The 25,192-nt window shown below is 50.9% G+C and carries 21 protein-coding genes and 1 riboswitch; of the genes, 9 read left to right on the top strand and 12 right to left on the bottom strand.

The annotated features are described in order from the left end of the window. Window positions 1-20 precede the first annotated feature (20 nt). The 4 genes from DESTI_RS03705 to DESTI_RS03690 all read left to right on the top strand — a co-directional run bounded on the left by DESTI_RS03705 (window position 21) and on the right by DESTI_RS03690 (window position 4,540). Window positions 21-443, top strand: coding sequence for a glycine cleavage system protein H (locus tag DESTI_RS03705; RefSeq protein WP_014808627.1), 423 nt, complete (start codon window positions 21-23; stop codon window positions 441-443). Window position 444: 1 nt separating this feature from the next. Next, window positions 445-1,656, top strand: a complete 1,212-nt coding sequence (locus tag DESTI_RS03700; RefSeq protein WP_014808626.1) for a (Fe-S)-binding protein — start codon at window positions 445-447, stop codon at window positions 1,654-1,656. A 316-nt stretch (window positions 1,657-1,972) separates the two neighbouring features. Continuing rightward, entirely contained in the window at window positions 1,973-4,090 is a 2,118-nt protein-coding gene (locus DESTI_RS03695; protein WP_014808625.1) for a sigma-54-dependent Fis family transcriptional regulator, read from the top strand. Between the two features lie 45 nt (window positions 4,091-4,135). Then, on the top strand, window positions 4,136-4,540 hold the full coding sequence (locus tag DESTI_RS03690; RefSeq protein WP_014808624.1) for a 6-pyruvoyl trahydropterin synthase family protein: 405 nt from the start codon (window positions 4,136-4,138) through the stop codon (window positions 4,538-4,540). On the opposite strand, the gene DESTI_RS28375 is transcribed toward DESTI_RS03690, so the two are convergent. The 3 genes from DESTI_RS28375 to DESTI_RS03675 form a co-directional block, all read right to left on the bottom strand. Beyond that, window positions 4,521-5,549 carry a lipoate--protein ligase family protein gene (locus DESTI_RS28375; protein WP_014808623.1) on the bottom strand — a complete coding sequence of 343 codons (1,029 nt, stop codon included), beginning with the start codon at window positions 5,547-5,549 and terminating at the stop codon, window positions 4,521-4,523. The two genes, DESTI_RS03690 and DESTI_RS28375, sit on opposite strands and share 20 nt — an antisense overlap. A 467-nt stretch (window positions 5,550-6,016) precedes the next feature. Further along, complete coding sequence (locus DESTI_RS03680) at window positions 6,017-6,211, bottom strand: hypothetical protein (protein WP_014808622.1); 195 nt, start codon at window positions 6,209-6,211, stop codon at window positions 6,017-6,019. Between the two features lie 102 nt (window positions 6,212-6,313). Further along, the gene (locus DESTI_RS03675) at window positions 6,314-7,477 is read right to left on the bottom strand and encodes a CapA family protein (RefSeq protein ID WP_014808621.1); all 1,164 of its coding nucleotides are present in this window, start codon (window positions 7,475-7,477) and stop codon (window positions 6,314-6,316) included. Between the two features lie 915 nt (window positions 7,478-8,392). Between DESTI_RS03675 and DESTI_RS30585 the strand changes: the two genes are divergently transcribed. Continuing rightward, a complete protein-coding gene (locus DESTI_RS30585; protein ID WP_041285935.1) occupies window positions 8,393-8,797 on the top strand; it encodes a GNAT family N-acetyltransferase in 405 nt (134 codons plus the stop codon). A gap of 119 nt (window positions 8,798-8,916) precedes the next feature. Here the strand turns inward: DESTI_RS30585 and DESTI_RS03655 are convergent, their stop codons facing one another. The 5 genes from DESTI_RS03655 to DESTI_RS03630 all read right to left on the bottom strand — a co-directional run bounded on the left by DESTI_RS03655 (window position 8,917) and on the right by DESTI_RS03630 (window position 13,624). Then, window positions 8,917-9,162, bottom strand: coding sequence for a hypothetical protein (locus DESTI_RS03655; RefSeq protein ID WP_014808618.1), 246 nt, complete (start codon window positions 9,160-9,162; stop codon window positions 8,917-8,919). 282 nt (window positions 9,163-9,444) lie between these two features. After that, entirely contained in the window at window positions 9,445-9,855 is a 411-nt protein-coding gene (locus DESTI_RS30580) for a hypothetical protein (protein ID WP_014808617.1), read from the bottom strand. Window positions 9,856-9,879: 24 nt separating this feature from the next. Continuing rightward, entirely contained in the window at window positions 9,880-10,353 is a 474-nt protein-coding gene (locus DESTI_RS03645) for a hypothetical protein (RefSeq protein ID WP_014808616.1), read from the bottom strand. A gap of 19 nt (window positions 10,354-10,372) precedes the next feature. Then, a complete protein-coding gene (locus tag DESTI_RS03640; RefSeq protein WP_014808615.1) occupies window positions 10,373-11,095 on the bottom strand; it encodes a DUF4198 domain-containing protein in 723 nt (240 codons plus the stop codon). Window positions 11,096-11,419: 324 nt separating this feature from the next. Then, window positions 11,420-13,624, bottom strand: coding sequence for a TonB-dependent receptor (locus DESTI_RS03630; protein WP_014808614.1), 2,205 nt, complete (start codon window positions 13,622-13,624; stop codon window positions 11,420-11,422). A gap of 900 nt (window positions 13,625-14,524) precedes the next feature. On the opposite strand from DESTI_RS03630, the gene DESTI_RS03625 reads away from it, so the two are divergent. Then, window positions 14,525-14,830, top strand: coding sequence for a hypothetical protein (locus tag DESTI_RS03625; RefSeq protein ID WP_014808612.1), 306 nt, complete (start codon window positions 14,525-14,527; stop codon window positions 14,828-14,830). A gap of 280 nt (window positions 14,831-15,110) precedes the next feature. On the opposite strand, the gene DESTI_RS03620 is transcribed toward DESTI_RS03625, so the two are convergent. From DESTI_RS03620 to DESTI_RS03610, 4 genes are all read right to left on the bottom strand, one after another. Continuing rightward, window positions 15,111-15,839 carry a DUF4198 domain-containing protein gene (locus DESTI_RS03620; RefSeq protein ID WP_014808611.1) on the bottom strand — a complete coding sequence of 243 codons (729 nt, stop codon included), beginning with the start codon at window positions 15,837-15,839 and terminating at the stop codon, window positions 15,111-15,113. A 136-nt stretch (window positions 15,840-15,975) separates the two neighbouring features. Further along, window positions 15,976-17,844, bottom strand: a complete 1,869-nt coding sequence (locus tag DESTI_RS03615; protein WP_157212089.1) for a TonB-dependent receptor — start codon at window positions 17,842-17,844, stop codon at window positions 15,976-15,978. 35 nt (window positions 17,845-17,879) lie between these two features. After that, a complete protein-coding gene (locus tag DESTI_RS30575; RefSeq protein ID WP_014808609.1) occupies window positions 17,880-18,176 on the bottom strand; it encodes a hypothetical protein in 297 nt (98 codons plus the stop codon). Between the two features lie 342 nt (window positions 18,177-18,518). Then, entirely contained in the window at window positions 18,519-20,738 is a 2,220-nt protein-coding gene (locus DESTI_RS03610) for a TonB-dependent receptor plug domain-containing protein (RefSeq protein WP_014808607.1), read from the bottom strand. Between the two features lie 1,368 nt (window positions 20,739-22,106). Then, a riboswitch (cobalamin riboswitch) is annotated at window positions 22,107-22,296 on the bottom strand. Window positions 22,297-22,977: 681 nt separating this feature from the next. Between DESTI_RS03610 and DESTI_RS03600 the strand changes: the two genes are divergently transcribed. Genes DESTI_RS03600 through DESTI_RS03590 form a run of 3 tightly spaced genes read left to right on the top strand, consistent with a single transcriptional unit; the run spans window position 22,978 to window position 24,870 of the window. Further along, window positions 22,978-23,634, top strand: coding sequence for a MotA/TolQ/ExbB proton channel family protein (locus DESTI_RS03600; protein WP_014808605.1), 657 nt, complete (start codon window positions 22,978-22,980; stop codon window positions 23,632-23,634). A 40-nt stretch (window positions 23,635-23,674) separates the two neighbouring features. Then, window positions 23,675-24,118 carry an ExbD/TolR family protein gene (locus DESTI_RS03595; RefSeq protein WP_014808604.1) on the top strand — a complete coding sequence of 148 codons (444 nt, stop codon included), beginning with the start codon at window positions 23,675-23,677 and terminating at the stop codon, window positions 24,116-24,118. Continuing rightward, on the top strand, window positions 24,115-24,870 hold the full coding sequence (locus DESTI_RS03590; RefSeq protein WP_014808603.1) for an energy transducer TonB: 756 nt from the start codon (window positions 24,115-24,117) through the stop codon (window positions 24,868-24,870). Before DESTI_RS03595 ends, DESTI_RS03590 begins: the two co-directional genes overlap by 4 nt. Window positions 24,871-25,192: the final 322 nt, after the last annotated feature.

Here is a 25,192-nt window from a genome sequence, read left to right as displayed (position 1 = left end):
GATGTGAAAGGAACAGAGTAATGGAAATCCAGGGATACAATATGCCTGATGACCTTTACTACGAGGAACACCACTTTTGGGTCAGAACAGACGGGAACATTCTTGTGATGGGTATGGACGATTTTGCCCAACAATTGGCAGGGATGATCGTGTACGTTCAACTTCCCTTCGAGGGAAAGGCTCTTCAGACAGGAAAGAAGTTCGCCAAGGTGGAATCCGGAAAATGGCTGGGCATAGTGTATGCGCCAGTGGATGGAGAGATAGAGTCCTCAAACCAGGAATTGGCTACTATCCCAACTCTAATCAACGAAGACTGCTATGGAGCCGGATGGATGTTCAGAATCCGTCCAAAGGACGCAGCGCAAGTCCAGAAACTGATTCATGGACGAGAGACTGTGGAGCCGTGGCTCCTGGCAGACATCGCAAGATACAAGAAGGACTAGCGTGAGCAATCGAGACTACAGTATCAGACAGCTCATCGAGATGGATGCCTGTACCCAATGCAGACTTTGTGGGGATGTCTGTCCCGCGGTTTCTGCTTCAAAGGACGGCACGCTTTCAGCGCTATGCCGGATGAAGGGCCTGCGAGATGTCCTAAAGAGCCGTACAGGGTTGTTCCGTGGAATCTTAAGAAAAAGGGACATATCCGAGGAGGAGTGGAAACGGTTCAGCAGTGTTGTCTTCCGCTGCACGCTCTGCGCCGGCTGCCAGGAAGCCTGTCCGGTTGGTATCAACCTCAAGAATCTGTGGCTCTCCATTCGCCAGGATCTCTTTCATTCCGGCCATTATCCGCAGAAGATCCAAACGATCAGAGACAATCTAGAGGAAAGCCGCAATGTTTTTGGGGAACCAGGAGAAGAACGTGCCGATTGGGTAGACGACATGCGCGATCCTCCCGAACACAGGTACATGAAGGACACGGCCAAAGTCGTCTATTTCACCGGGTGCGTGGCTGCCTATTACCCATTGGCCCAAACCATTCCCATTGCCCTGGCGGAAATTCTTGACGTGAGCGGTGTAGACTTCACGCTGCTGGGAGAAGATGAGTGGTGTTGCGGATTCCCTTTGCTGGGAGCGGGCCTCAGGGAAATGTTTCACGAGTATCTGAAGCACAACTTGGAGGCAATACGGCGAAAAGGTGCCGAAACAGTGGTCTTTGCCTGCCCGTCCTGTTACCAGATGTGGCGCGAATACTATCCTCACGAGTTTGAGATCTTCCACGCATCCGAGTTCCTGATGGAACTGCTCGAAGCAAAGAGAATCCCGCTGAAAGAAGTGCGGCTCACAGTTACCTATCACGACCCCTGCGATTTGGGACGTGGTGCGAATGTCTTTGACGAGCCGAGGCAAGTTATTCGGTCCATCCCCGGCGTGGAGCTGATTGAGCTTCCAAGGAATCGGGAAAAGTGCCAATGCTGCGGAGGTGGCGGCAACCTGGAAATGATTGACGCGGATCTTTCTTCTGCTATTTCCAGGCAGAAAGTAGAGGAAGCGCTGGGCACCGGCGCCCAAGCCGTGGTTACCACCTGTCAGCAGTGCGTACGGACCATGACAACCTATGTGAAGAGAAACAAAGTTCCTATAGATGTCATGGATCTGACTCAGCTCGTACACAAGGCGCTGATGCCAAAACCCGATCAAAGAAGCGCCCCTTGAAGGGGTCTCCACAAGATTGACAGCTTGGAACACGATATGGTACCGTAATATAAAGGTTTGCAATAGCAGAATCCCCGGAGGCTCGCATGTAAAGAAATTATTCTATACAGGCGCCTCTCCGCCAAGCGGCAGTTGTCAGTCGGGTGTTCTGTGCCGGCCCGACTCTTCCCCCACGCTCTGTCTTCGCTGCTTGCCGCATTGGCGATAAACGCCGGAATGCCTGAACAACCAGTGCTGGACGCACACGCCAGTCCGTCTCACCGGTAGTGTGTAGGTTACAGGCACAAGACGGCCGCCTGCCAGGGGGAGCAAAGACATGTACAAGTTAGTCCGAGTCGAAGATCAGTTCCGGGTAATCGAGAGAAGTGCGTCTGCCGATGCAGCCGCGATTAATCACGTGTCAGAGCCGGTTCTCCAGGAATCACTTTCCCAGCTTTGGAGTCCGTGCACTCAGATGGAGAGGCAGTTCTGGAATGACTTCGTAAGAAAGGGGTCGGTGGAAACGCCTCCGGTGAGAAGAGCAATCCTCGAATCCTGGGAAAGATGTAAGAATGCAGGCGTCGAGTTTGACGAAGGAAAGTGCCGGGATTTCATCTCCGACAGAGACTTGGAGGAGAGAAAAGGCCTTCTGCGCGAGATATCAGAACCCATCATGGAAACACTTCATCAATGTGTCCGCGGTTCGGGCTTTGTGATCGTTTTGGTGGACACAGACGGGTACATCCTTGCCAGCCTTGGCGATCTGGTGTCAATCAGGCAGGCCGAGAAACTCAACTTCGGCCCGGGAGCCAACTGGTCTGAACACAGTGTGGGTACAAACGCTATTGGCACAGCCTTGACCATAGGATGCCCTATAGAAGTGACCGGCGCAGAGCACTATTGTGAAACGCACCATTTGTGGACCTGTGCGGCGGCTCCCATAAGGGACCCCCAAGGAGGCGTCGTCGGATGCCTGGACATGTCCGGCCCTCGAGAGAAGGCCCATTTTCACAGCCTTGGAATCACGGTCGCCGCGGTGCGGGCAATAGAAGAGCGGTTACAACTGGAGCAGTCCCACAAGTATTACGTGAGCGTGAGCAAGCATCTCGCGACTATTTTCAACTCAGTATCAGAGGGACTGATTACCATTGACAACAAGGGCCTGATCACGGGGATCAATGCTCCGGCTGCCAGACTCCTGATGTTGCACCCGAGGGATTTAGTCGGCAGATCGATCGATGATGTCCTCAGGATGGATAGAAAGCTGAATGATTTTCTGCATGGCAGCAGAGAGTACTCAGAGGAAGAGTTGTTGCTAAAATCGCAAAGGACGTACGTACGCTGCGTCGGGTCGGCAAATTCCATAATTAGTGAGGATGGTTCAAAACTGGGAGCGGTCTTTACTTTCACAAAGGTGAGACAGGCTTCGTCCCAACCAGGCGCCAGACATGAGAGCGACTCAAGATTCATGTTCAAGGACATCATCGGCGAGAGCCTGACCATGCGGGACACCCTGGAAAAGGCAAAGAAGGTCGCCAAGAGCCCGTCCACTGTCCTTATTCTTGGCGAAAGCGGAACTGGAAAGGAGCTTTTCGCACAGGCGATTCATAACGCAAGTGACCGAAGAGACGGCCCTTTCGTGTCGGTGAATTGCGGAGCCATACCGGCAGAGCTTATTCAGAGTGAGCTCTTCGGCTATGTCGAAGGGGCTTTCACAGGTGCAAAAAAAGGCGGCCGCCTCGGCAAACTCGAATTGGCCAATGGGGGCTCCATCTTTCTTGATGAAATTGGCGACATGCCATTAGAGATGCAGGTGAACCTTCTCAGGGTTCTCGAAGGGAAGGCAATTGTGCGTGTTGGCGACAACAAGATGATCCCTGTTAATGTGAGAATCATAGCTGCCACGAACAGAAGCCTCTATGATGAAGTGTCGAAAGGCAGATTCAGAGAAGACCTGTTTTATCGGTTGAATGTTGTAGCCATAACCATTCCGCCTCTCAGGGACCGCAAGGGCGATGTCAGGTTGCTCACTAACCATTACATAGAGACAATCTCCCGAAAGGTGGGAAAAAATGTAGAGAGTATGGAGCCCGCGATTTACGGTGTTCTCGAGGCTTACCACTGGCCCGGGAACGTCCGGGAGCTGGCTAACGCTATCGAGTACGCCGTCAACTTGCTGCAAGGAGAAGAGTTGAAACTCTCTCATCTACCCCCTCACCTAAAAAGGAAAGAACCTGTGCGGACAATGGCTGAGGATACCGAAATCATGCCGCTGGCGTTAGTCGAGAAGAAGGCTATTGAGGACGCCCTTATTCACTTTGGCGGTAACATAACGAAGGTCTCCAATGCCTTGGGAATCGGGCGCAACACCTTGTACGACAAGATGAAAAAATACGGAATTCGATCACTCGGATCGCCGCATTCAGAGACTGTTTCACCAGAGATCACAGAGTAAGGTACTTTAGAACTGAACAGGTCCCGTTGCATGTGAGGAGGTACTATGAGTTCTGCTACAAATTCATCCGGATATAAGATAGCTGTGCAGAGGGACTTTATAGCGCAGCACTATCTTTTCGGGGGAGACTGGGGAGCGGAAAATCAGCTCCATTCGCATCACTATGAGGTGGAGTTGTTATTAGAGGGAGAGACGCTGGATCAGCACGGGTACCTTGTTGACATTGTTGACGTGGAAAACGCGCTGGATGAGATTGTCAGTCGATTTCGGGATAAGACTTTGAATGACGTGCCGGATTTTTCAGGTCTTAACCCGAGCATTGAGCATTTCTCTCGCATTGTGTGCACGACTCTCTCCGACCGCATCAAAGCTTCCAACGTCAGTGCGCTTGAGGTCAAAATCTGGGAAAACGAAATCGCGTGGGCCGCTTTTAGACAGGTTCGTCGGTGAGTATCGGAGTTGGCATCTGCACTGGGGCGAAGTGCTCTGAAACGGCGGTACGGATTTCCTTCGGAGAGATTCCGATCAGTGCCGATTCGAGCCGTGCGAATTCCGAGCCAGGATGCTGACACGCTTCGCCGGAAATAGACACGTGAGCCGAGACTCCGTCCCTGATCTCAAACTCTATTGACATTGGCCCTACAGGCGTCTCCACCGATTCTTGGCAGAGTTGCAGGCCGGAACGAATTGTCACTATTCTGGCGACTGCTGGTCTGTTATTCTGATGTAGCCAGTCACGGGTTGTCATGAGATCCTGCAATTCTTCCATCTTGCAGCGGAGTTCACTGTCTACGTCGTGTGGAACAAAGGACCCGAGAAGCTTTTCGAATTCTGCCACCAGGAGTCCAGCTATCTCTGCTTGATTCCACCGGCTGGCTTGGTTCCCGATCTCTCGGCGCACTGTAGTCATGTTGTCTTCCATTGCGGCTCGCACTCGCGCTCGAAAACTCTCATCCGGCATTCTAAGCATTTTGCACATCGTGTCGAAATCGAAATCCAGTATGACGTTGCCTACAAGCACCGCACAATCACCTATCTCGCCTGCTCCGATTCCGCTTATCTTCCGGTCTCCTACCGCTATGTCCGCTGTTCTTCTGTAATGTGCAGGTATGCCCAAGCGGCGATACACTTTGACCACAGGCTCCAGGAACTTTCTATAAAATGCTTCGCGGCACATGGATATATGGGGATTCTTCTGGTGTAGGACGAGTTGGAAAAAGACCTGATTTGAGTCCAAATATACAGCTCCGCCTCCAACTTCCCGCCGAAATACCGGTATTTTATTGTCTGTGGAGAAATCCAGATCGACTTCTTGGCTGATGTCCTGGTGATAACCTATGCTGAAATATGGCGTAGCGGGAAAGCACGTGCACATGGCCTCTCGGCCAAGGTACGCCAAAGCGTGGTAGATGAGTTGCGATTGTTCCCACGGAACTCTGCCCAGATTATATAGTTCCATTCTGAGAGCTCTTCAAGGGCGGATGTTGCAGACGACATGCTACCACCGGTCGAGCTCTCATCGCAAGCATGTTCGATGCGTTTCTCTTCAATCATGTGATACTATTTCGCAATTATGCATATAAGATAGCGCAGGCTGAGGTGTTCTGAGCGGAGTGATTAGACGGCTTTGCGTCGTCCGGAGCGAAGGATACCTCCAGCCTGCCAGATTATAAAAACAAAAAGCGAATCGGTATGAGTCGATGGATCTGGAAAAGCTAGAATTGGAATAGCGTGCTCGCCTCTGAATCAAGTGATCCTGCTTTGATTGGTCCTTCTCACCATCATGGGAATTTCATGGAGAAGATCCTGGATGGCACAATATCCAGGATCTTCATTTCATAAACAGGGAATTAAAGAATGGTAATTCTCAGTTCATGGACCTCATCGGTAATGGCTTTGACTGGGATTTTCCATGAACATGCACTTTCAATGTTCGGTTTTTATGGCTACGAGAGTCCTGCACAGTTTCTTTTCCGCTTCCCTGATTTTGTGAATTTCTTCTTCACCAATTGTTTCGGGAACGAAACAGTCATAAGCCAAGATCGTCTTACCGGTCTCACCTTCGACATTTTCCAGAATCTTCAGGGCCTCGTGATCCAGTGTTGCAAATGAGCACATCATGATTGTGTACCTTCTTTCCTGAGCTGCGGTTAATATAGTCACGCGTGCCCCGATGAACACGCCCTGCCAATTTGAGAATCAGGTTAGTTTTCTCCGGTCTTCCTATGGATTCCGAGCAGTTTCATCCCATTGTAGATTCAAAATATTGTCCGCATCCAGGTCGGCCAGAGTTCCAAATGGGCCTCCTTCCCGGTTCAAAGTATCCCTCAACCACAATGCATCAGACCTTGACGCCCTGTTTATCTTGAAATTTCTGATCTGGGTTGGGATCATCTGCATACCAACGAGCCTGCCGGAGCCCGCGTCCATAGTCACGAAAAACATGAGCCCGAGATCGTCTCGAAACTCTTCATAGCCGCTGATACCCTCGTAGTCGTCCAGGAAGTCACCACAGCCATAAAGAATCGGTTTGCCTTTGTACACTTCTATTCCCTTCACATGGTGCGAGGAGTGTCCGTGGATTATGTCAATCCCTGCCCGGTCTATGAGATTGTGAGCAAATTCAATTTCCTCGGGATGAATTCCGTACCCCCAATTGCCGCCCCAATGGATTGAGGCTATGACGAGATCGCCCCGCCGTTTTGCTTCTCGGACTTTTCCTTCAAGATAGCAGACTGTTTGATCCGAAAGGTCATGGAACAGGTTTACGCCGGGGCTATCTTCCTCGGCAACCCAATCCAATGGTATGCCGCTCGTTGGAAACCCGAAAGCGAAGACAACCACTCTGGCCTCTTTCCCGACTTCCAGTATGGCTGGAGCTTCAGCCTCTTCTCTGTTTCGGCCGGCTCCGACGGTTTTTACTTTTGCGTTTTTCAGGGTCTCCAACGTCTCGATGAGGCCAGAGTACCCCCAGTCAAGAGTATGGTTATTCGCAAGAACGCACAGGTCTATCTCGGCCTCAGTAATGCAGGGGACGTTTTCCGGATGCATTCGATAATTTATGCCCTTACCTTCCCAGTAGTCGTCACTGGTGGTTACGCTTGTTTCAAGATTGATGATCCTCACGTGCGGCGACATCCTTTTCAGTTCACCAAGCGCATCCCCCCAAATATAAGAATGGCTTATCGGTTTCGGAATCGGACCGTTTGCTTGTTCGCCAAGGTGGACGTAAGCGCTGGCATCTCTTATGTACGGCTCATAGAGTGTGGGATCGCTCGGATGGGGCATCACCTGATCGATGCCTCTGCCGGTCATAACATCGCCCGCCAAAAAAATGGTAATGAGGGACGTTTCTAATGACTGATCGGATGATCGTGCTTCGGCCATGTTCGTATCACGAGTAAGATCAAATTTCGTGCTCCAGGACGTATAGCTCGCCTCCTCTCATATAATATGGCTTTTCTCTCAATGTGCCTGGTGAAACACTCTCTTCAGGTCATTGCAGGTCTTCGCTATGAAATTGGAAGATTTCGCCAGCACTAGCAGGTACTGTTCCGAACCGGGTCAAAAGCAAAGTTTGAGACCATTCTTGATTGTAGTTGCCTCTGACATCTACTTCGCAATTACTGTGGATGTCTTGGTCATGAGCGCAGTCTGCTCCGCAAGACTCGTGAGGAGCCGCAACGAAGTTGAGTTTGGAAGAATTCTTGTTCCAGCCCTTCTCGTCGAGAGAGATGGCCCTGAGAGATACGACGTAACACGAGTTGCCGACTTCACGCCGTCCTTCTTGGTTGTATAAGTCCGTTATTTTTGGGGTTCTCATAAAACGGAACCTGACGGCTGCAAAGCTTTCCAACTGTATAAAGGAATCCTGTTATAATTATTCCGCCTTTGACGGTAAATTCTCAGTGGTGTTCCGGGAATTCATATGCGAGTCGAAGAGCTGCTCAAAGAAAAGCGAAACGAAATCTTCGAGATTGCTGCAAGACATGGAGCGCGGAATATCAGAATATCTGGAAGAAGTGTGGCTAATCATCGAAAAAGATATTCCTGGATTGAAATATTCGATATCCGCTCTTCTGCCGCCTTTGGGTGAATTGGAGCGCGAAATCTCGGGAGAGCCATGATTTAGATGCTGCTCTGAAGAAAACGCCGGAGTGGAAACGGGTCAGAGCGTACCATTTTGGGCGGAGTGAAACGAACCGCCGAGATACGAGCATTCTCAATAAGGCAACAGCATTGCCATCCGACCATGAACAACTGTCCATTACCAGACCACAAGCTGGAGAGGAAAATTCCATAGTGAGTTTGCTTTGCGCCCAAATCCGGGAGCATCGCATTCAGCATGATGCACAGTCGATATCGAAGGTCGTGGCACGCATCTTGTCAGATGAGCGGTTCGGGTTCTTTCTTTTGGCACGAATCGATGGACAGGTAATCGGCATTGCGTACTTGGCAACCATTCTCAGTATAGAACATGCGGGTCCTGTGGGGTGGTTGGAAGAGATCTATGTCTCTCCGGAGCACAGGAACAAGGGAGTCGGCAGGGAGCTCTTGAGCAAGCTATTGGAGCACGCTCGGGAACTCGGAATCGCTGCAATCGATTTGGAAGTGGACAGTGAACATCAGGCAGCGGAATCGCTGTATGCCGGCTTCGGATTTCGCAGGTTGTCACGCTCACGTTGGGTCAAAACACTCCGACCGTAATGATGGCACAGGTCGGGAATTTCAGCGTTTCCAAAGCAATTACATCTGCGGAACCTTTCTGGTATTGGCAAGTGTCTCCCGATCTTCCTTCTTTGATTGCGAGATCGTATGAGTTTCTTCTACTCAGGTTTTCCCGAATCTTCTTTGGATGCTCCGGACTCAGGTTGGTAACTCAGTGGCGGCTTTTCAAGCGCATTCCATAAAATGATCTCCATCATTTCACTGTGTCTAAGCTCATAACGTTTGCAGGCCTCATAAAACGCTCGTACGAGTCCTGCATCGACTCTCACTGATAAGGCTTGCCGAATTCGTGCTGTCTCCCTGGGCGGAGCCGGCGGACACTCGAATGAAGCCGGATACTTCATGCGTCTCTCCTATTTGTTTCATGCGGCGGACTGGCACAGAGCCCAATCGCAGCAGCCCGTTCACGCTGCCGGGGGGATCGATTCACTCCTATTGCCAATACGTTATCTTTGAGCCAAGCCTTTCGGCAAGCGCTCCCATGTCCTGTATACGCGTCTCATACTGCTCCTGCGACCCTCCTGACAGGACGTGTCATGAACGACGATCCTTTCAGCCAAACGTATGCCGGTGGTATCACGTGCTACTTAACTATGGCACTTTATTGACAATTTATGATGGCCGCCTTAGCCTATTACTAAAGAGTATTGTGCGACCAGCCCGAGAATCATCGAAAGGAGTCCATACACATGGAAGGCAATCACGAACACGAGCATTTGCATTCTCACGAGCACGGCCACTCCCACACTCATGAGCATCGCCACGGAGATACTGTGCATGTTCACGAGCACTCTCACACACACGCTCACGAACACCGCCATGAGCACAAACATCCTCACGAGCATGGTGGGGAACAGATGTCGCACGGCCATGATCATGCGGGAGATCATGGTTCTCACGACCACGCTCATGCGACTCACGGCTCGGAGCTTCACGAACATTCCCACTAGATACCAACCGAACAAATTGCTTAAGAATTGCCGGGAACAGCGTGCCAGACTGCGGTGCCTGCTCCCGGCAGTTCGCTTTATCTTCAAGGAAAGCTCGTGACGAATATAAATTCATTCCTCTGAGGTGTGTTCCTTGAATCTGGGATATTGACGGCGAGCATTCCACATAGCCCATATGCCGAACACTCCAAGCAGTAACCCTGCACCTATGAAGAATTTCGCGTGCAGAGCCACGAGCGGCTTGCTGAAGGATTCCATCAGGAGACTTTCCTTCACGTCAATATCCACGCTTGCTGCGTGTCCTCCATGATCGGATTCGGCTGTTACCTTGATCGTCCATTTTCCCGGCCTGTCCGGCAGGAAAGCAGCGACTCCGTTTTTATCGGTACGGCCTTTCTGGTATGGGATCTTATCTCCAGGTCCGAAGATTTCGTACCCGGAGTAGTTCGCCGGCTCATTGGGCAAGAAGAAGAATCGTGCACTGATTCCACGGTTCTCGACCTGATACTCGATGGAATGAGCTTCCGCCCAAGAGACAGCGAAGAGCGGAAGCAGCAACAGGATACAAACGAGTCTGAATATCACTTTTCGCCTCACTGAAAGATCATTTCACCAAAAACGTAAGACTGGTGCACGCTACAAGAATATCAGCATCGGGATCGCCACTGACCGGGAGCGTGTGTTTCGTGGTTATCAACTGTAATCCGGGTTCCGATATTGTGATGTTTGCCCAGCCGTCCTTATCGGTTTTCGGCAAATCTTTGGTCTGGGAATGATCCGTGACTCCCAGAGAGATCGGAAGGCCTTCAACAGGTTTTCCTTCGATCAATACCCTAATGGGAAAAGCATCACCGATCTTAGCCATGAAAGGATCCTTTCCGGGAATGATTTCGAAGAAGATGCCTACGGGTTCGGAGAATTTTCCACAAGGAGTCAGGATGGATTTGGCATCTTTCCGACTTTTTTGTGCCTCGACAACAGTGAGCTTGCTCTTCTCAGCTTCTCGTTTTCCTATGTTCTTGTATCCATCCGTCGTCTTGACCCAGTACCCACTGTCGTAAAGCATGGTTACGATCGCCGGATTCCCGTTTGGGGTAATTGATGCGTGATTCTTGCCTCTTACAATTTCGACAGCGACTGCTTTGCCACTGGCGTCAATCGCTTTGGCTTCCTTTATGTATTCGGGTTTATAGGGATCGAGCTTCTGGCCATGTCCGTAAAGAAAGACCAGTTCGCCGTCACGGTTTTCTATCCATCCTTCGTGCGCAGATAGGAGAGAAGCCGAAAACAACACAAATACAACTGCTACAACGATTTGCTTGTACATGTTTCCTCCTGAAACGATGATTAATCAATGTGCGTTCAAAAGAAGTAACATCTGGCAAACCCGGTTCCGGCATGTCTCCGAAGCGAAGTCAGGCGGTGCCGTTCGTAGCGAAGGAGATTTGCCGGGACCGACAAATAACAGGTTTCTCAATATTCCCTCTATGAAAGCACATTGGTATAAGAAGCTTTTGTCAGATTGACAGTCTTTGGAAGAGAGAAACGGAAGTTCTTTTCTTCTGTTCTTTCGTTCGTATTCACCCGCTGCCATGATAATCTATTCCCCGGGAATGTCGGTCCTAGCGCATACCGCATACATGTCCATCATTTACCAAAACGAATAAGTAAGACCTGATGCAACCTCCCATTTGGGTGGAGGATCGCATGTGAGAAGGCCGGCATTGACGGTGAAGTAGGATGAAGAGAACTCCCTTGGCTGGCATCTTGCAGACACCCAGGAGGACCAACCGTTTCCTGAGTACCTGAGCTTAAAATTGTACACATCGTAGTCAGGAGCATAGAGAGGAATCGTTGCAGTCGAATTCTTGTACAACGGCGCTCCACTATGATATTCGTAGTACAGGTCTGCCAGCACTCTGCCGCGAAGGCCGAAATCCCTCTGCATCGTCACCCCGCCTTTGATAAGATGTTCCGGGATATAGGTTACGAGGTATTGTCCCGGATAGGTAGGGTCAATCACCTTTGCATCTACCCATGCGTAACTGGCGAAAAAATCTATCTCAGACGATGGGTAATATTTAACCTCCAGCTCATAACCCTTGCGCACGGTGTCGCCTATGTTGACCGGCTGATCGTTTACAGTCTTGATTTCCCGCTGGGTGTACGTGTGGTAGTAGTCGGCAGCGAAGTAAAGGTTACCGAAGAGGGCTACATTGAAACCGAGATCGTAAGTCTGAATCATCGCCGGGTCTAGATTGAAGTTGGATCTGCTGGTTGCTCCGTACGGAGAAACCTCGGTGTTCGACGGCGACCGGAACCCGCAACCTACGTTTCCGAAAATGTTGACATTATCTGTAGGAGTCATGACAAACCCGATTTTCGGAGATCTGATAAAAGGAAATCCTTTACCGGAGTTCTGAGGGCGTGTGAAATTATCGAATCGCTGCGTGAAGTAGTCCCATCTCACGCCCCCAACAATCTTTACTCTCTCGTGGGGTTTAATTTGCCCTTGCAGAAACATAGCCCAATTGGCCATTGAGATATCGTAACTGTACGTAAGTGACCTGAACATCCTCTCAAAGGTGTTGTATTGCTGCTGGTCTCCCGTATCCTGTCTCGTTTCTCCACCTATCGTGAGGGAGGCCATATCGCCGAAAACAAGGTTATAATAGACACGACCGCCCCAGTAGAGTGTGTTTTCCATACGGCCGATCTGGTTACTGGTGAGGGGCCAACGCTGGTCGTATCTCATGCCGTGGTATCTGTCCGCATATAGCGTTGCATAGAGCCCCCGTTCGCCGCACATGGGCGAATAGTTCATCACCGCGGTGGATCGCCTTACATCACCGCCATCCGTCGGGTTGATGGGACGCCTCCTATTCCATTGCCCGTTTCTGATCAGATCGATAGGCACATAACAGGAGCCACCCCAGGTTGATTGATAATAGGTGTATCGTAGGGAAAGAGTTCCCCCCAATGCAGGAAAGGAAACTTTGTCGAACGTGCTTCCTTGCTTAAATTCCGAATTGTCCCTGTATCCGTCGATAGTATCGAACTCCTGAACGAGGAAAGGGGTGAAGAACAGCCGCGGAGTACTCAAGATTCCCAATGCGCGAAAATAACCGTAGCTCCCCCCTTCGGCACTCAAGCTCGAAGAAGGATCGCTCTTCTTTGTAGTGATATTGATCACCCCAGCCATCGCAAAATCGCCGTACAGTGCTGAAAACGGGCCCTTAATGACCTCTATTTTTTCAATTGCCTCAGGTGCGAGCCACTGAATCAGAACCCTGCCCTGACCAGCCTGACAAGGGTAATTCTGAGGTACTCCGTCCACAAAAAACGCGATTTCATTGGCACTGGCGAATCCTCGCATGCCGATGCTGAGACCGAGTGTCCCTTGATTATAGTAATAGGAATTTACTCCTGCGATTCTCATGAACAGGTCTGCAGGCTCCCTCCAGACATTGAGCTGCTGAATCTCTTGCGGAGTAATCGTCTGAACCTGAGCAGGAAGTGATGCCGCACCCAAAGAGACCTGGGACTTGTCGGTCACCAGGGAAAGGGTCGACGTCGGAATTCCGCTTCCGGAAAACACCTGGGACAATCCTCCGCGATCCTCAGTTGAAGAAGGTGGCGCTGGAGCGGGTTCATCATAACTCGCACCAGACCGGGACGGGGTAGTTGCCCTGGTTGCGGGACGTCGCTCGGGAGCTTCTATATCGATTCGTTCGAGTGGGCGTGAAGATTCAGTTTCCTGGGCGATCGAAACCGAATTAGTGGCAAAAATGATCGCCCCTGCAGCCAAAAAGAGCACACACAAATAGATCTTGCGACAGGAACAAAACGCATTCATGATGTATATCCCTCATAACAGCCGTACGCCAACGCCGTACAGAAACAAAAAACAACCCGACTTACGATGCTTCCGCACGTGATTGTCATTAGGCCTCTTCGGTTATCGAAGGGAATTGCCATGAGACGGAAACGGCTTGATCAATGCAGGCCCGCAAGGTGCCACCTTGGAAACCGGACGCGCCGGAATCACACACTCAACCGGTCGAGCGGCGGGTGCACGTTGGACATGCGGCGGGCAGTTGCTCATGTTTGGATAAGTCGCTAAGCCACAAGCCGGAATTGGTGGCGGACACGGTCGCGCCGGAATAGCCACAGGCACCGGATGGCCCATGAGGCGTTCACCCACGCAAAGCGGAAGGACGAGTAAAGATCGAATCATCCCTGCCGCCTGGCAGAAGAAGGGCTCGAAGACCGGAGGATTCTCACACTTCGGTGGTGGGCACGGCTGAGGTCCTGCCGGACGGACGATAACGTCAACCCTCACCTGTACGGGTTGAGTCGGACAAGACAGTGCACACACGGGCGGAGCGCAAGGCTGAGAGGGATGCGGCATGGCAGGGCCGCAAATAGGGACACAGGGGACAGGTACATCGACCTGCACTGTCCGAGTTATGGGAGGTGCAGGCCTTGACGGAGCACAGTGATTGAGTACCGGAACGGAACATTGATATGCCCCTGGTGTTCCTTGAGAAGCCCCCACAGTAACACTTGCTATAAGAAGGATAAAAGAGAAAAAGAAAGCACAACGGACCATGACATACTCCTTCATCAATCGATCCGGAAGATCGAAACATCAAGCGGATACAAGAAAAATGGCCCAACCTGTAGCTGAGCGCTCAGCCCCAGACAGGCTGTACGCAAGAAAAGCCTCTTGACGGGGATCGTGGGAAGATGGAAAATGGCAGGAAACGGGGATGGTAGACCTTATTCCCGCTTGCCCTTGGCTTCCGTTGCCGCGGAAGTCAAGGGAATCTTCTCAGCATTCCCCCTGGGAACCTGCAGAACACCCACTCTGGAGTACAACGCTTTTCATGGGATATCGGACAGGTTTTTTGTTGCGACCATTGTGGTGGCACGTTTCTCACAAGCGTACTATTACTGTTTCGAAGTTGTCAAGTCCTTTTTTGGGACATTTGTATCTGGTGTCATCCCCGGGAGGTGCTACAAAGAGCCCTTTGATACTGAAGAGTTCACTGGAAATTGAAAAGGCTCAACCTCCGATCATACGAGGGAGCAAGAAAGTGCGTGGTCTTCGCTCTTTGGCATCAAGAGGTTAAAGCCTTTTCAGACATATTTCCGGAGAGTTGGCCAGTTACCCGGAAATATGAAAAATGAAACGACAATCATAAAGGTCATGGTTCCGAAGATTCAAGAGCACGCGGTCCTTTCCATCGCTACCACGCATTCCAGAGTGTTCTTTGAAACTGGCTTCCGGCCGGTCAGTACCATGAGCGGAAGCAACATGACCTCAAAAGACTTTTGCATCACTTGATCTCAAAGGTAAGACTGGCCGAATTAGAAAGACCATCTGCATCCGGATCGTTTTTCAAGGACAGTTTTTGGAACACATTGATGGATTGCGGCCCGGGCTTTGAGATAGGCACGCTCGCTTTCCCATCCTTATCAGTTTTGATTTCTTGCTTGGATTCGGAGTGACTCGAATCACCAGTCTTTATGACAACCCCTTCGAGGGGTTTTCCATCTAGCAAAACTTTGAGCGGCAATATGTCCCCTGGCTTTACGGTCAACGGGTCCTTTTCCGGCACGATCTCAAAAGGCAGGCCAATGGGTTTCGTCGATGCCTCGCAGGATGCCAGGATTGTTTTTGCGTATTTCTGGACTTTGGATGAATCCAATACAGTAAATTGCTTTTGGGCTTCGCGCTTGGGAAGATTCTTCCACACGTTGGTTGTATCGGTTGTCTTTACCCAGTAACCATTATCAAAGAATACAGAGACAATAGCCGCATTGCCTTTCAGAGCGAGGGTCGCATTCTCCTTATGTTTTACGATATCCACCGGCACAGCGACTCCTTTAGGATCATATGCTTTCGGATCTTTGATTTTTTGCGGATCGTAAGGATCGTGCCTCTCTCTGTGCCCATAGAGCACCACCAGTTCTCCATCGCGCTTCTCAATCCAAGCGTCGTGGGCGACCGCGAGAGTGGCTGCAGACAACAAACACAAGGCTGTAAAAAGAACTCTCTTGAACATGATTTTCTCCTGTAATAGAAACGATTGATCTACGGGTAATAGCAATGCCGATTGTTACCCTGACACTAGTGGCTTGATGGACAGCGTAGAGGTCTGAGTTATGAACCATCAAGCAGTGAAAGCTTGCGGGGAACTATCAGAACGTGTACGAAAGCCCCGAAGTTAAATCCCATTTTGGTTCCGGACCGAAGGTCATTTGATTGTTTAGTACGAAAGTTATCGGCGCTGAGAATTCTCTCGGCTGATACCTCGCGGTGGCGTAAGACGACCACCCGTTTCCCTCGTACGTCAGTTTGAAATTGTACACATCGTAATCCGGACCAAATATCGGGACAGCACTCGTTCCGGAATAGTTTGGGAATCCGCTGGTGTATTGGTAATACGCGTCAGCGACTAATCGCCTGCTGAATCCGAAATCTCTCTGAATTTGTATACCTCCTTTGATAATGTGCTCGGGAACCCGGGTTACGAGAACCTGACCGGCCCGGGCAGGATTTATAACAGTTGCGTCTACCCAGTCGTAACTTGCAAAGACGCTTACATCTCTGGATGGGTAAAATTTGGCTTCGATCTCGTATCCCTTACGCAACGTATCTCCAATATTCGTCGGAACGTTGTTTACGAGCCGGATTTCTCGCTGTGTGATCGTGTGATAGTAAGCGGCTGCAAAGTAGAGATTACCGAAGAGGGCAACATTGAAGCCCACATCGCCCGTGTCTATCTTAGCTGGCTCCAGATCGAAATTCTTCTGACTGGTTGCTGAATACGGAGAAACCTCCAAGTACGATGGAGATCGAAAGCCGAAACCGACATTTCCGAAAATATTAAAATCCTTGGTGGGCGTGAGGACTGCTCCGATTTTGGGAGATATGATCTGCGGGAATCCGGTTCCGGAGTTTTGAGGTCGCGTTAAATTCTGTGCATCCATTTTGAAGTAATCGCCTCTCACTCCCCCGACTATCTTCAGTTTGTCGGCAGGTTTGATCTGCCCTTGGAGGAACCATGCCCAGTTGGACAACTTCAAATCGTAATAGTAGTTCGTACTGGTATATTGTCTGTTACCATCGGTTCTGTGGTCCTGGGGTGAGGCTATGTCCAGTCTTGTTTCCCCTCCTGCTGTAAGCGATGCAACATCCCCAAAGACCATGTTGTAGTAGATACGGCCACCCCAGTACGTCCTTTTGTCCTCCCTGGCTGCCTGATAACCAGTGGACTGAAGATCGTTTAACCGAAGTATGTCCCAGATATCCACGTATGCAGTGGCATACAATCCTCGTTCTCCGCAAAGGGGAGCATAATTCAGGACTATTTCTTGCCGCCTCTGATCGCCCCCATCCGTCACGTTGTAGGCGCGCCTTCTGCTCACGAGGCCTCGTTTCACATCATTGATGACGAGATATCCTGGGGCTCCCCACTTCGCCTTGTAGTAGTTGTATCGCAAAGAGAGAATTCCGCCGGCAATTGGTAGAGAGAATTTGTTGAATGAACTGAAACTTCCCAGTTGAGAATTATCTCTGTACCCATCGATTCTGTAGTACTCGTCGACAAGGTAAGGAGTAGGCACCCATGTATCTCGGCTAAGCACTCCAAGAGCTCGAAAAGCTCCGAAGCTGCCCCCATAAGAGTCGAGGCTGGGCGAAGGTTGACTCTTCTTCGTAATAATGTTGATGACTCCTGCCATGGCAAAATCTCCATACAGAGCCGAAAAAGGTCCCTTAATAACCTCTATCCTTTCAATGGCCTCCGGGGGTAGCCAGGAAATCTCCGACAATCCCGTCGAGCCCTGATATGTCGAAGGGGTGTTCTGTGGAACGCCGTCGATAAAAATGGCTACGTCAGCTCCGCCCGCACCGGAAAAACCTCTGAACGAAAATGAGTGTGTGGCCTGTCCCTGGCCGATGGTGTACGCATTCACTCCGGGAATGGTCGAGAATAAGTCTGAATAGTTGCGGACATTGAGGCGCTGAATATCTTGACTGGTTAGAACTGAAACTTGAGCGGGCATTGATTCAGCCCGCAAAGAAACCTCGGATTTTCCGGTTACCAGTGACCTGGTGGATGCAGGAATCTCGCTTGCAGAAAACATGGACAATGAGGTCTGATCGTCGGATGATTGGGGAGTCGACGGTGTTCCCTCGTCGTAACCAGACCCTGCTCTGGGGGTAGTCCCGTCCTGGCTGCTGGACGTCGCTGGGGAGCTTCTATATCGATTCGCTCGAGCTGAGGAACCTCTTCCGTTACCTGAGCCAATGCGACAACATCGGCAACATTAGCCATTCCCAAAGCGAGCAAGAACGCATACAGCCAAACCTTGTAGTTGAAATAAGATACTCTCATAGCATGTATTCCTTGATGGCAGCCTGAGGCTTGCCGTGAATAAGCGGATTCGCTGACTTCGTGTCGAAGAAATATTCTCCGTGGCTTCCGACCTCTCCATCACCTTGAGACCGGGCCATAATATGGTCCCATCGAACCGTTGACATCGAATGCCGGGAATTTGTCGCACAGTTGGCAACAGGTTGACGGCACTTGCTAATACATGGAGGCAGTGTAAAAGCAGGGCGGCACGCGGGTGCTGGACGGCTGGCACTGCAGCTTCGGAATGCATGAAGGCACCGGATGCCCCATATGCCGCTTATTTCACGCATCTGAATTCCTGTAGCTTACGAATTGCTGCCTCTACCAAAAGCTGTACGTGAGCCCCGAGGCCAACTCCCATTTTGGTTGAGGATCAAACACCAGAAGGTTATTCATTACCCATGTGAAATCGTTAGAGTATTCACGTGGTTTGCACCGAATGGAAAGGAACGAAGACCATCCATTTCCGGTATAAGTGAGTTTGAAGTTGTACACATCGTAGTCCGGCCCAAAGACGGGGATCGTAGTGGATCCGTAATACGGAGCGCCGCTGGTGTATTCGTAGTACAGATCCGCGAGCACTTTTCTACCTCGACTGAAGTCCCGCTGCATCGATACCCCTGCTTTGATCACATGTTCCGACACCTCGGGCACGAGGAATTGCCCCGGGGTCACAGGATCAATCACCTTCGCATCAACCCACGCATAATTGCCGTAGACGCTGAAATCCTGGGAGTTGGTCGGATAGAATCTGGCCTCGAATTCATAGCCTTTGCGCACCGTATCACCGATGGCCATCGGCTGGCCGTTCACTGTCCTGATTTCTCGCTGCATGTTTGTGTGGTAATAATCAGCGGCCAAATAGAGATTGCCGAAGAGGGAGACATTAAAGCCCAAGTCGTAAGTCTGGATCTGCGCTGGTTCCAGATCGAAGTTCGCCCTGGCGTTAGCTCTATATGTCGACATCTCCAGGTTCGTAGGTGATCGGAAACCTTGGCCGACATTTCCAAAAATATTAAAATTCGGGGTTGGTGTCATGACAAACCCGATCTTCGGGGACTGGATGAACGGAAAGCCTTTTCCAGAGTTCTGAGGCCGCCCGAGATTTTCGAAGCCCTCTGTGAAATAATCCCATCTCACGCCACCGACAATCTTCAGGTACTCAGCAGGTTTGATCTGGCCTTGCAAGAAGATCGCCCAGTTGGACAACCTCATGTCGTAATCATAGGTGGTCGTTCTCCTTTGCCTGTCAACTGTTACGTATTGCTGCGCCTCACCCCTGTCTTGCCTGGTTTCTCCCCCTACGATGAGTGAACCCATATCGCCGAAGACAAAATTGTAGTATAGGCGGCCTCCCCGGTATGTGCGGTCGTCCTGGCGCGCTGATTGACCGGGGGCATAGCGTGTGGCGAAAGTCGCACCGTTAAACGAGTAGTACCTGATGGTATTCCGTCTATCCACGTACAGTGTCCCGTACAGCCCTCGTTCTCCACACGCCGGAGCATAATTCAGCACGAACTCCTGTCTTCTCGTATAGCCGCCGTCTGTCGTATTAAAAGCGCTAGTTCTTTTCACAAGTCCGCCCTTGACCCAGTCGATCGGCCAATACCCGGGCGCACCCCAATCCGCGCTGAAGTAGTTGTATCGCACAGAAAGAATTCCTCCCAGAATCGGGAAGGAAATCTTGTTGAAGGGACTAACCCAGCTTATCTGAGAATTATCCCTGTAACCCTCGATATTGTAGTAATCATACGGGAGATACGGCGTAGGAACCCATGTCTCTCGACTGAAGACCCCAAAGGCGCGAAAAGAGCCGAAGCTGCCTCCGGAAAAAGTCACGCTCGGTGAAGGCTCGCTCTTTTTCGTGATGATGTTGATCACGCCGGCCAATACGTAATCGCCATACAGAGCGGAAAAAGGACCCTTGATGATCTCTACTCTCTCGATCGCCTCCGGGGCAAGCCATGTGATATCGTACTCACCTGAGCCTCCAGCAGCTGATGGGAAATTCTGAGGCACCCCGTCAACGAAGACGCCAGTAAAACCATATGTGGTAAAACCCCTCATAGAAAAGCCATTGCCGATCAGGCCTTGACCCCAGTTTACGGCTTTGACTCCGGCCACTTGCATAAACAGGTTGGAACTGTCACCCCAGTAGTTGAGCCCTCGGATGTCTTGGGGTGTGATCACCTGAACTTGTGCAGGGAGCGAGGTTGCGCTCTGAGATACTTGCGATTTTCCGGTCACCAAAGAACTCGTGGACTCAGGCATTGCGTTTCCCGAAAACACCTGAGACACACCCCCACGATCATCAAACGATGGCCTCGGAGGAACCGGTTCATCGTAATCCGCACCCGCTCTGGGGGCAGTAGTGCCCCTGGCTTGCGGGCGTCGCTCAGGAGCTTCTACATCTACTGGCTCCAGCTGAGGAACTGGCTCTGCTTGTTGAGCCCATACCAGCAAATCTCCAAGATTAGTCAGTCCCATGATCAGAAAGACTACAATCAGATGCTTCTTATATTTGGAATGAAAACGACTCATAGTACCTATCCCTTATGTAGCAGCATGTAATATGCCGTGAAGACATCTTACATATTGTTGAGATAGAGAAAAGTAATCTCCTGGGGTTTCAAAAGCCTAGCAAGGCTCCTCCATCATCTGGAAAACGGACTGCAGGAAGGATACCCTTGGGCCGGCATTGGCTTACAGGAAGGTTTAACCTTGGCCTGTAGCCCCGGTGATGCATAACTGATCGGAGGTGGGCAAGGCAGCATGCATTGAGTCGCAGCCTGTGGCTGTGGGCATTTAGCCACAGGCATATGGCAGCAAGGTATCGGAGTGGCCGGCGGTAAAGGCGCAGGCACCGGGTGCCCCATGAACCTCTCACCGATACTCAGCGGAGCAACGATCAAGGATTGGATCAGCCCCGCAGCCTTGCAGAAGAATGGCTCGAAAATAGGAGGATTTTCGCAGCAGAATCTCTGTGGTACGCACAGCTGAGGGTTTTCAGGACGAACGACCACATCCACACGTACCTGTACCGGCTGGGAAGGCGCGCAGGGTGGTGCTCCGCACACTGGCGGACCGCAAGGATTGAGTGGGCAGGCCATTGTCGGGCCGCATGGTAAGGGAGCACACGGTACGGGTACATCAACCTGGATCGTCCGGGATACAGAGGGAGCCGGACGACTTGGTACACAAGAATTGATAGTAGGAAAAGGTTGCGGATAGCGGCCAGGAATTCCCTGGCAGAATCCGGGCGCAATCGATGCAAATGATAAGATGACGATGCCGAATAAAACGGCAAGACGGTACATGAATCCATCCTCCTATTGCAGAAAGTGGGAGCCGAGACCTGACCCGGAAATAGTGGCAGCAGTCTCGCCGGTGCAGATCCGGCTACCGAGACAGTGGTCGATTAACGACTACAATTTCGCATCGGGAATTGCAAAAAGGAGGAAGAAGGCGGGAAACGGGAAGACAGACCTTATTCCCACCTGCCCCTGACCGCCGTAGCCGCGGAGGTCAGGAGTTTCCTCTTCAGCATTCCCCCCTGGGAACCTGTCGAGCACTCGTATCCGCGATAACCGTCACCATAATCGGTATCAAACAGATTATAGTCAGGCGCAGGAGTAGCACGCTACGCTGAATCGTACTACTGAGCACAGTAGCTTGTCAAGATCTTTCACAGCGTCTAGCCTCGGCTGGTGAAAGCCAGCCCAGGCTCTGTCCATTCGATCATCGCTAAAACGTTGGCTCATCAGACTGTGTAGAAAGCCTGCAGTTCACATCTGTAGCCCTTTCGTCACAGCCTTCCGTTACTCATCGTCAGAAAACGAAAAACCCTCTTCCGCGCGCGGCGAAAGAGGGTCTGACCTTATCTCTCACCATCCCGCCCGCGCAGGATTTTTCGGTGAACCTCCATGCTTGGGTATTCTGGCTTCCGTCTTTACCTAATCTCCGCACGTTCCCGGAATTTCTTCCAGCGGTATAAGCAGATTTCGTCAACGGTTACAGTTGCGGGGCAGCATCGGTTTTGCACCGTTTTCCCCAAAGCATGTCGGTAGGATTTCGGAACCGACAAGTCGGTTATACGATACCAACAGTCCTTTCAAGATGTCAACTGTTATTCAGGCCGAAAATCCTGTCCAGAGTTGAATGCAAAGTTGCTGAAATGATGGAAGAAGAATCCAAATAACGCGACACTGAAATTTGACAGTCATTGTAAGGCGACTCTCATACCGGCACCTCATACCCCCATCTGCTGATGGCAGAGAACCTATGAGATAAATAGCAAGAAGATCTTGACGCGAACAACGCAATGGAAGAGAATGCAGGTAACGGGAAGACAGACCTTATTCCCGCCTGCCCCTTGACCGCCGTAGCCGCGGAGGTCAGGGGTTCTCTCCTCGTCATTCTCACCGAAATCTCTCAGCAATTCCGTGAAGGAATGGGCTCGGCCGTCTGCGCAGATGAATGCGCCAGATCCTCATTGTTCGTTTGGACGAAAGCGGCGTCATGCATTTAGAGAAATGGTCGTCTCTTTTTTCGGACGCTTCGCTTTCAACGGCCACTACGTTTCGGGCTAGCTCGTATCGACCAAGCAGAAGCTTTCGTTAGAGCGGGAGCGCCGCGTGCATTCTAGATACACCTTGACAGAAGAAATGCATGGTGGCACAGTTGAGCATATTGTGCTATGATCCGCGCGATTTTTCCGTTTATATGTCCTGCGATGTTGTTCGCGGTCGCGCACTAATTTAGCGTTCAGGGAGTGAATATCATGGATCTCGTTGGCCTGTTTCACCGGGGTGGAATAGCGATGTACCCCATTTTATTATGTTCCGTTGCCGCTGTAACCGTATTTCTCGAGCGTCTTTGGAGTCTTCGCCACAACAAGTTGATTCCCAATGGTTTCGTCCGAAACTTTCGGGAACACATCAAACAGGGGCGACCCGAAGACGCAGCAGCACTGTGCGATGCCCACCCTAATTCTCCTCTTTCCCGAATTGCTCGGGCCGGCCTTTCGCACCACGATCAGGGAGGCGATATGATCCGATTCATGGTATCCGAGATCGGTGAGCAGGAAGCTGTGGAGCTTGAACGATATCAGTCGATCCTGGGTACAGTCGCATACATTTCTCCTTTGCTGGGACTGTTTGGAACTGTTTCGGGCATGATCAAGGCCTTCGACGTGATATCCAAACACACCGTGGTGGACCCGCCACTTCTCGCAGCGGGAATTTCCGAAGCGCTCATTACTACGTTCGCGGGTCTTGCCGTGGCGATTCCAGTAGTGGTCATGGATAGGTATGTTCAGAGTCGGTCCGAGCATATCTCCCTTGAGCTGGAAAAGAAGGCTGTGGCCATAACCGAAGCCCTTATCAAGCAGCAGCCGGACTCTCCTTCTTTGAGGGTTTTGACTCCTTCGAGAACCTGACGAGAAAAACACTTGTTATACCATTACGAGGAAGAGTCAAATGTGGCTCAGCACCAAAAGAAAATCAAAGAATAGTTCGCTGGATATTACTCCATTAGTCGATCTTGTATTTCTGTTGATCATATTTTTTCTTTTGTCGACGACATTCAACGTTTCACCAGGTATTCGGCTCGATCTTCCTGAAGCATCTTCTCAGAAGATTCACAAGGAGAAGAAAGAGATAACTGTTTCCGTGGATCAGTCCGGCACGATCTATATGAACAAAGACCCTGTAGACAGCCAATCGCTGTTATCACAATTATTGACCCGGGCGCGTGAAGATCGTGACACCACTGTTCTCATCAAAGGCGATCGCAGCACAGCATACGGGCAAATGGTGGACATCCTGGGAATGGTCAAGCAAGCGGGATTGCATCGAATTGCAATTCTGACCCAGAGAAAAAAAGATCAACCTAACAGCCCGGATTCGGCGGAAACGAGATGATTTCAAAGAAATTCATACCCTTTATCAGCGCTTCAATGGCCGTTCACCTTTGCGGATTCGCTGCCGTTGGCATGCTGCTTCCTGCAATGTCCGGAATAGCGGGCGATCCCTTCGGCGATCCGGACCGAGTCTTTGTCTCCGTAATCTCGGATCGGGATATGACTGCTGTCGCCCCCACGCCTGCACCGTTCGATTCACCCGCTGCAGTGGAGTCGGAAAAAGCCGAGGAGAAGTCTCAACCTGAAGAGAGTCCTGAAATACTGGCACAGACTATCAAGGAAACTCCCGCGGATTTCAATGAGACAATCGCAGAAAAGCTGCCTGATAGTGAACCTCGTGTTGCAGAGCCCGAAAAGAAGAAGGAACCTGAGAAAGAGGAGTCGTCTGCAAGCCTTCCCCAGGTAGCCAGCACGCTCCATATGCGGCGCGCTGCCTTGGGAAACGCAATGCGGGATTTCGAATCCCTGCTGCTTGCCGCCATACGGCAGGCGACGTTTTTTCCGCAGGAGGCCCTCAAAGAAAGACGTCATGGGCAGGTAATGGTAGCATTCACAATAGACAGGGATCGGAAATTGGCCAGAGTGGAAGTGGTGGGAACATCCGGCTGTCAAATCCTCGATAATGCGGCTGTGGAAATCATGTACAAGGCTTCAGATAAATTCCCTTCATTGCCTGGATTTCTGGATGGCGAAAGTATAAGCTACACGCTGCCTATCCGGTTCAAAGAAAAAAGGGCTACTGCAAGCCCATGATGGATCTTAACGCATGCATGGAAGTCTTATTTACCGGTTCCGGAATTGTTAAATCCCTCCCGGATATGGCGACCTAATGTCTCTCTTGACACAAACGGCTCGTACAGCGTACATTACAGCAAACTAGCCACTGGAAGATGCAGTCTCTACATCTGGTTCCTGTGAGAGATTCCTGCAATTCCAGGAGCCGAGCGAGCGTGGAACTCATACCAATGTGCGTTCAGAAAAGTAATCCCGCCACCGACGGGAGCAAACCCGGGATCGGCATGCCTCCGAAGCGAAGTCAGCCACGCCAAGGCGTGGCGTTCGTAGCGAAGGAGAT

This window comes from Desulfomonile tiedjei DSM 6799 (assembly GCF_000266945.1).
GTDB classification, from domain to species: Bacteria; Desulfobacterota; Desulfomonilia; order Desulfomonilales; family Desulfomonilaceae; genus Desulfomonile; species Desulfomonile tiedjei.
This window is presented reverse-complemented; position numbering and strand designations above follow the sequence as displayed.

Bases quoted from the DNA above. Each gene is read 5' to 3' on its own strand.
- DESTI_RS03655 (WP_014808618.1), bottom strand. From the start codon at position 9,162: ATGAAGTATCCGGCTTCATTCGAGTGTCCGCCGGCTCCGCCCAGGGAG.
- DESTI_RS03625 (WP_014808612.1), top strand. From the start codon at position 14,525: ATGGCAGGAAACGGGGATGGTAGACCTTATTCCCGCTTGCCCTTGGCT.
- DESTI_RS03690 (WP_014808624.1), top strand. From the start codon at position 4,136: ATGAGTTCTGCTACAAATTCATCCGGATATAAGATAGCTGTGCAGAGG.
- DESTI_RS03705 (WP_014808627.1), top strand. From the start codon at position 21: ATGGAAATCCAGGGATACAATATGCCTGATGACCTTTACTACGAGGAA.
- DESTI_RS03680 (WP_014808622.1), bottom strand. From the start codon at position 6,211: ATGATGTGCTCATTTGCAACACTGGATCACGAGGCCCTGAAGATTCTG.
- DESTI_RS30575 (WP_014808609.1), bottom strand. From the start codon at position 18,176: ATGAGAGTATCTTATTTCAACTACAAGGTTTGGCTGTATGCGTTCTTG.
- DESTI_RS03600 (WP_014808605.1), top strand. From the start codon at position 22,978: ATGGATCTCGTTGGCCTGTTTCACCGGGGTGGAATAGCGATGTACCCC.
- DESTI_RS03630 (WP_014808614.1), bottom strand. From the start codon at position 13,624: ATGAATGCGTTTTGTTCCTGTCGCAAGATCTATTTGTGTGTGCTCTTT.
- DESTI_RS03590 (WP_014808603.1), top strand. From the start codon at position 24,115: ATGATTTCAAAGAAATTCATACCCTTTATCAGCGCTTCAATGGCCGTT.
- DESTI_RS03620 (WP_014808611.1), bottom strand. From the start codon at position 15,839: ATGTTCAAGAGAGTTCTTTTTACAGCCTTGTGTTTGTTGTCTGCAGCC.
- DESTI_RS03610 (WP_014808607.1), bottom strand. From the start codon at position 20,738: ATGAGTCGTTTTCATTCCAAATATAAGAAGCATCTGATTGTAGTCTTT.
- DESTI_RS03595 (WP_014808604.1), top strand. From the start codon at position 23,675: ATGTGGCTCAGCACCAAAAGAAAATCAAAGAATAGTTCGCTGGATATT.
- DESTI_RS28375 (WP_014808623.1), bottom strand. From the start codon at position 5,549: ATGGAACTATATAATCTGGGCAGAGTTCCGTGGGAACAATCGCAACTC.
- DESTI_RS03615 (WP_157212089.1), bottom strand. From the start codon at position 17,844: ATGCCCGCTCAAGTTTCAGTTCTAACCAGTCAAGATATTCAGCGCCTC.
- DESTI_RS03695 (WP_014808625.1), top strand. From the start codon at position 1,973: ATGTACAAGTTAGTCCGAGTCGAAGATCAGTTCCGGGTAATCGAGAGA.
- DESTI_RS03675 (WP_014808621.1), bottom strand. From the start codon at position 7,477: ATGGCCGAAGCACGATCATCCGATCAGTCATTAGAAACGTCCCTCATT.
- DESTI_RS03640 (WP_014808615.1), bottom strand. From the start codon at position 11,095: ATGTACAAGCAAATCGTTGTAGCAGTTGTATTTGTGTTGTTTTCGGCT.